Source organism: Flexithrix dorotheae DSM 6795 (genome assembly GCF_000379765.1).
Lineage (GTDB): Bacteria > Bacteroidota > Bacteroidia > Cytophagales > Flammeovirgaceae > Flexithrix > Flexithrix dorotheae.
Genome location: NZ_KB903442.1, coordinates 87,486 through 100,018, shown reverse-complemented (window position 1 = coordinate 100,018; position 12,533 = coordinate 87,486). Strand labels below are relative to the sequence as shown.

Below are 12,533 nucleotides of genomic sequence, written 5' to 3'. Positions count from 1 at the left end.
AAAAACATGACTTGTTGTTGGGGAAATTAACCTTTACTACAACCCAAATAGTATGCTTCCTTCGAAAAGAATAGCTAATCGCTTTGAAAGCTGTCCCAGGTTTTCCAAAGGCAGAAATTCATAATTATAGTTTCCAATCCCTTAAAATAAGTTACATTTAGAAAATGGAAGTACCTATAATCTATATTGGATTTGCTCAGGCAATTTTTACTGTACTCATCATTTTCTTAAAAAAACCTCTAAAAATTGCAGATATAATTTTAGCCGTTTGGGTAATGGCTATTGTGTTAATGTTTTGCCTAAATATAATCCAGAAGGTTTATCAGATAAAGGAAGAAACATGGGTTTTTTCACTGAGTATATTTATGATTTTTCCCCCATCTCTTTATTTATATTCTAAATATGTAACCATTGAATTTAACCGGTTTAAACGGTTAGACTTTTTACATTTTGCACCTTTATTCATGACTATTATCCTTATTTTACTTTTCAGGAATCCTGAATCGACTGATTTTCTATCCGGTATTTATTACTATAATCAAATTTTTTGGCTTAGAGATTCCATTGGGATAGTGTTTAATATGATGTTGTGGGTATATGGGGTATTGGCTTTGAAAAATGTAATTCGTTTTAAAAAGCAAATCAAGAATAATTATTCCTTTGAATCTAGTCGGATCAGTCTAACATGGTTATTTGTAATCCTTATCTCTTTCATGGTCCTGATTAATCTGATTATAGTCGTAAGTACTTTAAAAAATACAGGAATCATCCACAATGATATTGATGCCATTAGGGATATCGCCTTACTGGTTTACGTTTATATTGTAAGTATATGGGGGTATCATCAAAGACCTTTAATTAGCAATTCTAAAGCACCTGATGATTCAGGTAAATATCAAAAGTCAGGTTTAAAAAGTGAACAGGCAAATGAGCATTTACAAAAGTTGATTCTATTTATGGAAAAAACTGAGGCTTGGAAAGACAATGAATTAACTGTTGCTAAATTATCGAAACAAACCCAAATCCCTAAACATCATATAACCCAGGTATTAAATGAAATCCTTCAAAAAAACTTTTTCACTTTTGTAAATGAATATAGAATTGAGTATGCTAAAACCCTGATCAAATCACCAAAACATCAATCATGGTCATTTGTGGCAATAGCTTATGAATGTGGATTTAATTCTAAAACAGCTTTCAATAATTTTTTTAAAAAATATACCGAAATGACCCCCAGCGAATTTAGAAAAAGGTAGAAATATTTTTCAAGAAAATACAAACTCTAACCAAAGGATGTTAAACCCATTCAGTTTTATAAATAAAAGAAAACTCAACTTTCCATTATATAACATTGTACATTTTATCATTCCCAGATAATAGCACGTACATTTTTTGTGGCCCAATAAATCGGAACACTTTGTATTTGTCAATCCACTACCTTTAAAGTTAAAGGAAATTACAATTCCCGGATTTAGAATTCAGGCATGTTAAAATTTTTTATTAAACCTTATTACTTTACAAAATACCATGATAAAAAAAATCATAAATGTCATCATACTGGTTGTGCTTACAGCTCATTTATACGCTCAGGATTTTAAATTGGCTGAAGCAAAAGATATTGCACTTTTTCCACAACAAAATGAAATTCGAAACCGGCTTAACCTTTCAGGAATCTGGAAGTTTAAAAAAGATTCAATGGGCGTTGGGGAACAGGAAGAATGGTTTAATGGATTAACAGATTACTGTTCCATCGCTGTTCCCGGTAGCTGGAACGATCAGTTTACAGATAGTCATAATTACCTTGATTTGGCATGGTATGAAACTGAAACGTATATCCCGAAGGGATGGAAAGGTGAGCGCATTTTCATCAGAGTAGGCTCTGCCAATTACTTTGCTAAGATTTGGATTAATGGAAAGCCTTTAGGGCAGCATGAAGGGGGGCATATTCCCTTTGCTTTTGAAATTACTCAGCTTTTAAAATGGGAAAGTACCAATCGAATTACCATTCAAGTCGAAAATATTTTAGAACCTGATCGTGTTGCTCCGGGCAATGTAGAAGGTAGTCCATTTAGTAGTTACCCCAAAGCCAGCTTCGATTTTTTTCCATTTGCAGGCTTGAACCGTGCTGTTTGGTTATATACTACACCATCAAGCACTTCGATTAGAGATATAACCATAAATACTGATTTTAATTCAACGACAGGAAGTATTGAAGTGCTTGTGGAAAAAATTGGGAAAATCAATAATGGAACTATTCTGATTTCAGGAGAAGGTAAAAAAATTGAAATTCCATTCTCTTTTTCTGGAAATGAAGGAACAGCAGTGATTGAGATTCCAGATGTAAGGTTGTGGTCACCAGATGATCCATTTTTATATGATGTATTGATCACACTGGGCTCTAAAAATAAGCCTATAGATTTTTATCAATTAAAAACCGGAGTCAGGACAATTGCAGTAAATGAAAAGGAAATATTGCTCAACGGAGCGCCTATTTACCTTAAAGGATTTGGTAAACATGAGGATTTCCCCATTTTTGGAAGAGGCACCACTCCACCGGTAATGATTAAAGATTTTGAATTAATGAAATGGACAGGTGCAAATTCGTTCCGGACCTCACATTATCCTTATGATGAAGAATTCTATAATATGGCAGACAGAGAAGGTTTTCTGATTATTGATGAGACCCCTGCAGTAGGTTTATTTTTTTATGACGATTCCACCAGTGTATCAAAAAGGAGGGCTATCTGTAAACAATATCTTGATGAATTGATATCAAGAGATAAAAATCATCCAAGCGTGATCATGTGGTGTGTGGCTAATGAACCATTTCCAGAAAGTTTGGGAAGAGGTGGTTTTACCGGAATGCCTAAAGCTTTTGAAAGTGATGCTGTGGGTAAAGCATTTTTAGGTAATTTAATCAAACAGGTGAAAGAAAAAGATCCTACAAGATTAGCGGTTTTTGTAGGAGTAATGGGTGGGCCAGCTGAATGGTTAAGTTTATCGGATGTTATTTGCATCAATCGGTACTGGGGTTGGTATACAAATGTTGGAGATTTGCCAACTGCTAAAGCTTACTTAGGTGGCGAAATGGATAAATTATACAACACCCTAAAGAAACCAGTAATGATCACCGAATTTGGTGCTGATGCCATTGCCGGTAAGCATGCTGTAGAAGATGAAATTTACTCAGAAGAATATCAGGTTAAACTTATCAAAATGTTTCTGGATATAGCCGATACTAAAGATTATGTAACAGGAATGCATGTGTGGAACTTTGCAGATTTCAGAACGGGACAGGGACTTATGAGAGTAGGGGGTATGAACCTGAAAGGTGTTTTCACACAAGACCGGAAACCTAAAATGGCTGCTCATTTCCTTCGGAAAAGGTGGTTTGAAACTATTCAGAAAATATCATCTGGGAAATAGCTAAATTTTTAAACTACTTACCAAACGTAAAAAATGAAAATGAATAGAAATATTTTTGAGTTATTGCTTTGTGCCATTGTTGTAAACTCATGTTTAGGCAGAACAGATAAAAATGAAGAAATACACGTATCTCAAAGTATAATTATTCAGGATTCTTTGTTTACAAATCCATACATTGATCTTGATGAGTGGCGGGAAGAACCCGTAAGGCATAGGTATGTCCATGGCGGCTTTGAAGGAACTGAAACACGTTTTTCTTTTTACTTTCCCCCAAAAGAACAATACGAAGGTCGCTTTTTCCAATATATTACTCCATTCCCGGATAATGAAAATCTATCCCAAGGGGCAACTGGGGAAGAAGATAAAATAGGCTTTTCAATTGCTAGTGGAGCCTATTTTATCGAAACAAATGGAGGTGGAAAAACTGATTTCACAAGATTGGGTGCTAGAAATGATCCAACTATTGGCGCCTATCGGGCCAATGCAGCCTCTGCGCAATATTCCAGGATTGTAGCCATGGAAATGTATGGAGGAGACCGACCTTATGGATATGCATTTGGCGGAAGTGGAGGGGCTTATCGGACGGTAGGAGGGCTTGAAAATACGGAAGGGGTTTGGGATGGCGTAGTACCTTATGTGCTTGGTTCACCCATGGCAATTCCAAATGTTTTTACTGTTCGAATGCATGCCATGCGGATCTTAAAAGATAAATTTCCTCTGATCATTGATGCCCTGGAACCTGGAGGGAGTGGAGATATGTATGCAGGGTTAAACCAGGAAGAGAAAGCGGCGCTAGAGGAGGTTACTCAAATGGGATTTCCACCAAAGTCCTGGTACGCTTATAAAACGATGGGAATACATGGTTTTCTGGTGTTATATCAAGGGGTAATTATGGCAGATAAAAGTTATTTCACAGATGATTTTTGGAATAAACCTGGTTACCTGGGAGCAAACCCTCCTGCATCTTTGTTAGAAGCCAGAGTACAAAAAGTAACGAAAATAAAAGCTGGAATCCCGATAGAAGAAGCAGTAAAATTGGGTCTGAAAGAACCTATTTCAGCGGATGAAAGAGGTTCAGCAGACCTAGCATGGAAAAGTTTAGGAGGTACCGAAGGGGAAATGCCAGTTGGCTTTCAATTAGAAGATATTATTCCAGATGTAGATTTTCTGGGCGGTGATCTCATTATTAAAAGTGGTGAGGCATCAGGCTCTATATTACAATTAACAAAAGTAGAAGGAGACAAAGTAGTATTGGGCCCCACAAACTCACCAGCAGTATTATCAAAAATTAAAACTGGTGATGAAGTTCAGGTTGATAATTCTAATTTTTTAGCTGTCCAAACTTATCATCGCCATCAGATACCTGGTAAGGAATATTATGTGTGGAATCAATTTCTGGATGAGAGTGGAACCCCACTTTATCCGCAGCGCCCAATGTTGTTAGGCCCAATGTTTACCATGGGAGCAGCAGGTTCGGTACCAACCGGAAAGTTTAAAGGAAAAATGATTCTGTTAGGTTCATTGTGGGATCGTGAGGCATATCCATGGCAGTGTGACTGGTATGGTGAGAGGATAAAGGAGCACCTTGGTGATCAAACAGATGATTATTTTCGTCTTTGGTTTACCGATCATGCTATTCATGGGGATCAGGCCTCTCAACTTGATGATCCCACACATGCAGTGAGTTATCTTGGGGTGTTACAACAAGCACTTCGTGATTTAAGTGACTGGGTAGAGAAAGGAATTCCCCCTTCTCCCAGTACTAACTATGATATTGTAGGGGGGCAGGTTAAAATTCCCCTTACTGCAAACGACAGAAAAGGGATTCAGCCAGTAGTTGAAGCTACAGCAAATGGTAACAAAAGAGTGGATATAAAAGCAGGTAATTCTGTTTCTTTTATAGCTACAATTGAAGTTCCTGAAAACGCTGGTACAATTATAAAAGTCGAATGGGATTTTGATGGTTCTGGGGAATTTGCTAAGGAAATTAAAATTGCAAGTGGTAAAGATAAACTTCAAGTAACAACCCAGCATACATTTTCAAACACGGGTACTTTTTTTCCTACTGTAAGGATAATCTCACAGAGAAATGGGAATACTGAAACGCCATATGCTCAAATTTACAATTTAGATAGAGTTAGAGTAGTTGTGAATTAAAAATTGAGAAAATACTCGTAATTAACTTAAATATTTTTTGCATGCCATATCTACTTTTAAACCAGGTATGGAGCCATCTTATAATATTTAGTTGATAATGACCTTATTGGTGACCTGTATGGATTATTTCATCTGGAAAATCAATTTTTTTCTCCTGCATTTTAAGAGGAACTTAAATTAAAATCAAAAAAATTGGAGCTCAACTGAGTTAAATTACAATTCTTATTCTTTTTCAGGATAAATGTTGGCCACATCAAGATTTTTTACAAAAACAAAACTGAAAAATAATATGAAAAGTAGATTAACAAAATTCAATATCTTAAGCGTTACCCTCGCATTTTCCATTTTCCTATTTTCTTGCGATTCAAATGATGAGCCTGTCATTGAAACCAACGCAGATTTCACCGTAGCTGCTAATGAATTAAAAGTCGACTTTACCAATACTTCCACTAATGGGGATTCCTTTATCTGGGATTTTGGTGACGGAAATACTTCGGAGGAAGAATCTCCTTCACATACCTATGCAGTTAGAGGAGAGTATGAAGTAATTCTATCAGTTTTTGGGAAGGACGGTGAAACTAAAGAAAAAGTTGAAGCTTTAAAACTGAACGTTTCCAATAATCTGGTAAAAGGTGGTGATATGGAATCTGGAGATGCTTCCTCCTGGAATGTTGTATATTCTGGACAAAAGGATGCCGACCAAAACATGGTTCATGTAAAATATGATTTTGGATTTACTAATTATAAACCGACAAATGCTGAGGGAGGAGTATTATATATTCACCCTGATAACGATGCTGTTTCTCCTTCAGAAGAAGGTACAATTTTTTACCAGTCAGTAGATTTAACTGCTGGGGATTACCAGTTAAGCGCATTGGTTAAGCTTGCTGGAGAAGATAAAGACAATCCAACTTCTGCTATGAACAGCTATTGGTTTGAATTTTATGTACATGATATAGAACCTACTAACGGTGATGGGTATGGCCATACAAGAGTAAGTGGATGGTTCTACGGTGGATGGACAGGCTGGGAATTAGTTGTCCCTCCATTAGATGGACCTCTTCCCCACGATCTTGTTGTAGGAAGTCTTGCGGATGAAGATGGGAAATTTACCCTTGATAAAGACGGTACTTACTATATCGTTTTCAAAATGGGTAAAGGGTGGGACACTGATGGTGGTTCATTTGGAGAAGGAATAGCCCTTGACAACCTGACTTTAGTAAAAATAAATTAACTCGTTTTCATCATAGGATAATAAAATGGAGGTTTTTTCCTCCATTTTATTTTGGAACTATTATATAAAATAACCTGCAAATATTGAAAGGATTCCTAATACATTGTGCCGTAAATGTTTGATAGAAATATTTAAAACTCAGGATGAAAAAATGTATTTCCATCTTTCTCTTTTTATATAAAATTTACTGCAAATAATTCAGCAGGTTGTTTATTAAGTCAGTCAAATTTAATATTTTGGAAACATTAAAAATTTGACTGAACAAGCGTGAACGAACTGGAAATATGGAAAGGTGTTCAGCAGGGTAACTATAAAGCCTTCGAACAATTGTATAACCTTTATTTCAAAAGGTTATATTCCTATGGATTAAAAATTTGTGGAGATGCGGGACAGGTGGAAGATGCTGTTCATGACATGTTTCTGGATATTTGGAAGTACCATTCCAATTTATCTGACACTACTTCCATTTCCTTTTATTTATTCAGAACTCTCCGAAGAAAAATTTTTAAAAACCAACAGGCTGAAAGTAAAGCTTCAGTATTTGAACATGAAATTAAAGTAAACCTTACTTTGGAAGAAAAAGGGCATGAGCAACAACTGGTGGATAAGGAAACCATTACTGAGAAAATACAAAAATTGAAAAACAACCTGGTACAATTACCTTCCAGACAGCACGAAGCTTTAATTTTAAAATTTTTCAATGGATTTTCTTACCCGGAAATTGCGGATTTATTGGAAGTGAATGAACAATCTGCCAGAAATCTGGTACAGAGAGGTTTAGAAAAATTGAGAAAGTTGCTTTTTATTATTTTGATAACTGGAATTATCCAATTATTAAATTTGTAATTTTTTTTTAAATCAAGTGAGTTATTTCCAACTTTCCATGCTTTATTCAGATAAGGATTTAGGGAGATGTCCTGGAGTAATTGTTATAATATTAATTGATGGATAAGTACCAAAACTATAAGGCAGATGATTTTTTGAATGATGATAAATTTGTATCATGGATAAAAAATCCTCACTCTGATGATCAAAATGCTGCATTCTGGAAAAACTGGGTGGAAGAAAATCCGACCCGACAAAAAGAAATAGAAAATGCCAGATTGATATATGAAGCGATTACAAGTGAGCCTGAAATCGAGGAAACTGCTCAACCCAGAGTTTGGAACAAACTGCAAAGTTCCATCATTAAAATTCAAAATGAAACCGAGGTAAAACCAGCGGAAAAAGTTAAAAAACTCAGATGGAATAACTTCAGTAGAATTGCCGCATCAATTGCCCTGATTATCTCTGCGATAGGCTTTTATTTTATAATTAGTCTATCAGATAATTCCGAAAATTTGGTGAAGCTGGAAAATAATCTTCAGCGGGCCAAAACAGTGCTTTTATCAGATGGGAGTTCCATCATCTTATCTCCCAACAGCTCTTTGGAATATGCTCAAACTTTTAACCAAACAAATAGAGAGGTACATTTAAAAGGAGAAGCATTTTTTGAAATTTCCAAAAATCCACAAAAACCATTTGTGGTGTATACGGCACATCTGGCTACCAGAGTAGTAGGAACAAGTTTTAGTATTTCAGCCGGTGAAAATAGTGACAAAACAAGTGTTTCTGTGGTAACTGGAAAAGTAGCCGTAGTTACAGGAAATGAATCATCAGCCATATTGGAAAATTTTCAATCTGGTGAATTACTTGGTGAAAATGAAGGGATTGTTTTCCATGAAAAAGGGAGTGCTCTGGAACGATTTACCTTTAGTAAACATCCAATGGGTTTATTAAATTTTGAAAATGCACCTATCCTTGAAGTATTCAACATTTTAGAAAAAAATTATGGAGTAGACATAAAGGTAGATGAAACCAAATTAGAATCTTGTTCTTTAAATGCTTCATTAATTGATATGCCTTTACAAAAGAAAATTGATCTGATTTGTATCGCCATCAATTATCAATATAAAATTGAAGGGAATATCATAACCCTTAAAGGAGAAGGATGCCCTGAATAAACTAACTGGACCAAATAAAAAAACTGCCGGTATTTATTGGACTAACCGACAGTTTTCCTAAAACATCCCTCAGCTTTTGGAGAAGCCTATGGGACAGTCATTTTTATAGTTAAACGACAATTAATCTAAAGTTATGAAAAAAAACTTTACGCTAGGCCTATGCCTAAAATATATTATGTTTAAAGCTATTCACCTTTTTCTGATTATCTGTCTTTTTATCAATCTGGCAAATGCAGTTGATTCTAAAGGGCAATCTGTATTGGAGAAAAAAATCAGTATTCAAATCAAAAATAAGTCACTGGAAGATGCCATAAAAGCCATTTCCATAGTGTCAGAAGTAGATTTTGTATATGTTACAAGTATCTTTTCATCTCAGGAAAAAATTAGTGTAACTTATAAAAATGAGCAGTTATCAGTTCTTTTAAGTGAATTATTAGAGAACAGAGGGATTAAGTTTGAAGAACAATATGATAAAATAATTCTCTCCCGAAAAAAGACAACTTCTGACAAAAAATTCAGGTCTGAAAACAATGTAAATCCTAAAAATATTATAAAACAGGAGAACATTATAAAGGGTAAAGTAATAGGTGAGGATGGAGTTCCTTTACCTGGTGTAACTGTCTTGGTAAAAGGTACATTTGTGGGAACCTCTACAGATTTTGATGGTAAATTTACATTGTCTCTTCCTGAAGACGGGGAAATATTAGTGTTTTCTTATATCGGTTATAATACACAGGAAGTAGATATAGCTAACCAGACTGAATTTGAAATAGTATTGGAGGAGAATCTGAGACAATTGGAGGAAATAGTAGTGGTAGGGTATGGTACACAAAAGAAAGGAGATATCATTGGTTCGGTATCATCTGTGGAGGGAAAAAACCTGAATTTTAAATCTGCTCCTAATTTCGAATCCAGCCTCCAGGGAATGGCAGCAGGAGTTTCTGTGCAAACTCAGGGAGGAAGTCCCGGGGCTCCAAGTATCATAAAAATTCGGGGTACTAACTCTATTAATTCCAGTACCGATCCCTTGTGGGTGATAGACGGTATGCCTGTGTTTAGTAATCCCTATGGTTTGGGTTCTTCCAACCAAAGTCCAATGTCTTTAATTAACCCTAGTGATATAGAAAGTATTCAGGTATTAAAAGATGCTGCGGCTACTTCCATTTATGGGTCTAGGGGATCGAATGGTGTTATCATAGTGACTACCAAGGGAGGAAAAGAAGGAAAAGGCCAAACCTCTTTAAGTTATACCACCGGAGTTTCCCAATTGACCAAAACGCCTGAAGATGTTGGATATGCCAATTCTTCCGATTGGTTTGAAATCATGGATCAAACGTATCAGAATTCTTTCAGTAGGGATTTTACTATGAATGATCATTACATTTATTCTCCTCAGGCCCAAACTTTTTTAACCCGAGAACAAGCCGAACAAATCAACACCGACTGGTTTGATGAATTATTCCGTACAGGGTCATTTTCAGAATATAACCTGTCCAGTTCCAAGGGATTTGAGAAAGGGTCATTTTATATTTCAGGAAATTATAGAAAGGATAATGGAGTGCAAAAGCATAATGATTTCCAAAGAGCATCAGTCAGGTCAAATTTGGATTTTCAGCCTAGCAAAAATTTGCGATTTGGTTTAAAATTAAATTTTGCCTACACCGATAATGAAAAACGGAATAGTGGAACAACAAGTATTGTGACCTTTGCACTGCCATGGTTTCCAATAAGAGAACCTGATAATCCAAACAGGTATTACAATGCTTATACAGGTGGAAACCCCACCGCTACCAATGATCCAAAAAATACATTAAACAATGTGAAGCAATACAGGGGTTTAGGAGGACTTTCCATTGATTATACTGCTCCATTTTTGGAAGGATTATCCTTTAGATCTGAATTTTCCACAGATTTCCTTCAAAGTAATATGGTGGCCTGGACGAGCAAAGATATCTGGTTGGATGGTTCACAAAAACCCACCGCCAGAGCTCGAGAGGAAGCTGTTACTTATGGCAGTTCCAATTTTAATATTTATCCTACCTATAAAAAATCCTTCGGGGATAATGATATAAATGTGGTTGCTGGTTTTGAAGCCCAAAGAATCAGTCAATACAGCAGAATTTTGGAGGGTCAGGGACTAACTGGTATTTATCAGGAATTGGGAAATCCAAACATCCTTACTGATATGTATGGTGGATTGAATAATGAAAGGTATTTACTTGGATTTTTTGGAAGAGTGAATTACAAATTCAAAGAAAAATATTTAATCGGAATAAGTGCCAGAAGAGATGGTACTTCTGCCTTTACTGAAAACCACCGATGGGGTAATTTTGTAGCTTTTTCAGCAGGATGGTATATTACGGATGAACCCTTTATGGATTTTATGGGGGATGGTATCTCGCTAAAGTTGAGAGGAAGCTATGGAGAAACGGGTAACCAAAATGTTCGGTCTGGTTTGAATGAAATTAACTATTATGGAAATGTTCCTTATGGCAGTCAGTCTATTCAGGGTGTAAATGGAACATTACCTATTAATCTTCCAGTTGAAGGACTAACCTGGGAAACCACTCGAAGTACCGATGTAGGTATTGATTATGGTTTTGCTAACAATAGAATAAATGGTTCTTTAGCCTATTACAGCCGGTATGTCGATGGCATGTTATTGCCGGTCCCGGTTCCCTGGTCCGCAGGCGTGTCTTCTGACAATTTGTATTTTGGAAATGGAACTTACGATTACGATAAAAACTCCATCTATAGCAATGTTGGTGATTTAATAAACTCGGGTTTTGAATTGGATTTACACTCTGTTAATGTATCCACCGGAAATTTTGAATGGGTCACTGATTTTAACATTTCCTTCAATAAAAACATGATCAAAAGCCTGACCCCAGAATTAGATGAGTCGGGTAAAGGATTAATTCATAGTAATACCCCTACGGTTTCCCGAAGTGGCTATAAAAGAAAAGTCTGGTACATTGCAGATTATGCCGGGGTAGACAGGGTTACAGGGGTGCCTATGATTTATATGGTTGACAAGGATCACTATGAACAGACCGGAGAAACCAGAAGATTAAAGTCCAGTGAAGGGGAAGATATGAAAACTTATGCCACTACTACCAATATTGATGAAAACCGTTTTTATCAGGAGGGAAAATCTGCAGACCCTACTTATTATGGTGGATTGAGTAATACACTCAAATACAGAGGGTTTGACTTTAGTTTTATGTTTTCTTTTTCGGGAGGTAATTATATCATGGATTATGACAGGCAAATCGCTACTTTACCTAACGAAACCAGGATGATGCTGAAAGAAGTTTTAACTGAATCGTGGAGTAAAAGAGGGCAAATAGCCAAATATCCGCAGCTTAGAGCGAGAGGAACCTACATTATTGATGGAGTAGCAGTGGCTGGGTTTGATAATGCTGATGTTTACCACAATAGAGAACTTTTTAAAGGCGATTTTGTGAGATTGAGAAATGTACAATTAGGCTATAGTTTTTCACCTGATAAACTAAAGGCCATCCATATACAAGCTTTAAGACTTTACTTCCAAGGGACCAACTTATGGACTCTTACAGACTATCCAGGTTTTGACCCCGAAGGGATGAGTTTTGTGAAATATGCGTCTACTATTCCACAGGTTCAATCCCTAATCTTTGGAGTTGAAGCGAAATTTTAAACTTATAAATTCTTTAAAACGGGCTTTTAAAAGC

General features: G+C 36.1%; 7 protein-coding genes. All 7 read left to right on the top strand.

What is annotated here, in order from left to right; translation table 11 throughout:
• Positions 1 to 164 precede the first annotated feature (164 nt).
• The 7 genes from A3EM_RS0115240 (at position 165) to A3EM_RS0115210 (ending at position 12,499) form a co-directional block, all read left to right on the top strand.
• Positions 165 to 1,256: a helix-turn-helix domain-containing protein gene (locus A3EM_RS0115240; protein WP_020529090.1), complete on the top strand. Its 1,092-nt coding sequence runs from the start codon at positions 165 to 167 to the stop codon at positions 1,254 to 1,256.
• A 271-nt stretch (positions 1,257 to 1,527) separates the two neighbouring features.
• A complete protein-coding gene (gene uidA, locus A3EM_RS42525; protein WP_020529089.1) occupies positions 1,528 to 3,426 on the top strand; it encodes a beta-glucuronidase in 1,899 nt (632 codons plus the stop codon).
• A gap of 39 nt (positions 3,427 to 3,465) precedes the next feature.
• The gene (locus tag A3EM_RS0115230) at positions 3,466 to 5,583 is read left to right on the top strand and encodes a hypothetical protein (RefSeq protein WP_245576512.1); all 2,118 of its coding nucleotides are present in this window, start codon (positions 3,466 to 3,468) and stop codon (positions 5,581 to 5,583) included.
• Positions 5,584 to 5,872: 289 nt separating this feature from the next.
• A complete protein-coding gene (locus tag A3EM_RS0115225; RefSeq protein ID WP_211211976.1) occupies positions 5,873 to 6,817 on the top strand; it encodes a PKD domain-containing protein in 945 nt (314 codons plus the stop codon).
• Positions 6,818 to 7,084: 267 nt separating this feature from the next.
• Complete coding sequence (locus A3EM_RS0115220) at positions 7,085 to 7,663, top strand: RNA polymerase sigma factor (protein ID WP_020529086.1); 579 nt, start codon at positions 7,085 to 7,087, stop codon at positions 7,661 to 7,663.
• A gap of 98 nt (positions 7,664 to 7,761) precedes the next feature.
• On the top strand, positions 7,762 to 8,820 hold the full coding sequence (locus A3EM_RS0115215; protein ID WP_020529085.1) for a FecR family protein: 1,059 nt from the start codon (positions 7,762 to 7,764) through the stop codon (positions 8,818 to 8,820).
• A 133-nt stretch (positions 8,821 to 8,953) separates the two neighbouring features.
• A complete protein-coding gene (locus A3EM_RS0115210; protein ID WP_083925243.1) occupies positions 8,954 to 12,499 on the top strand; it encodes a SusC/RagA family TonB-linked outer membrane protein in 3,546 nt (1,181 codons plus the stop codon).
• Positions 12,500 to 12,533 lie beyond the last annotated feature (34 nt).

Coding starts and splice junctions, on each gene's coding strand:
- A3EM_RS0115240 (WP_020529090.1), top strand. CDS start 165: ATGGAAGTACCTATAATCTATATTGGATTTGCTCAGGCAATTTTTACT.
- uidA (WP_020529089.1), top strand. CDS start 1,528: ATGATAAAAAAAATCATAAATGTCATCATACTGGTTGTGCTTACAGCT.
- A3EM_RS0115230 (WP_245576512.1), top strand. CDS start 3,466: ATGAATAGAAATATTTTTGAGTTATTGCTTTGTGCCATTGTTGTAAAC.
- A3EM_RS0115225 (WP_211211976.1), top strand. CDS start 5,873: ATGAAAAGTAGATTAACAAAATTCAATATCTTAAGCGTTACCCTCGCA.
- A3EM_RS0115215 (WP_020529085.1), top strand. CDS start 7,762: ATGGATAAGTACCAAAACTATAAGGCAGATGATTTTTTGAATGATGAT.
- A3EM_RS0115210 (WP_083925243.1), top strand. CDS start 8,954: ATGAAAAAAAACTTTACGCTAGGCCTATGCCTAAAATATATTATGTTT.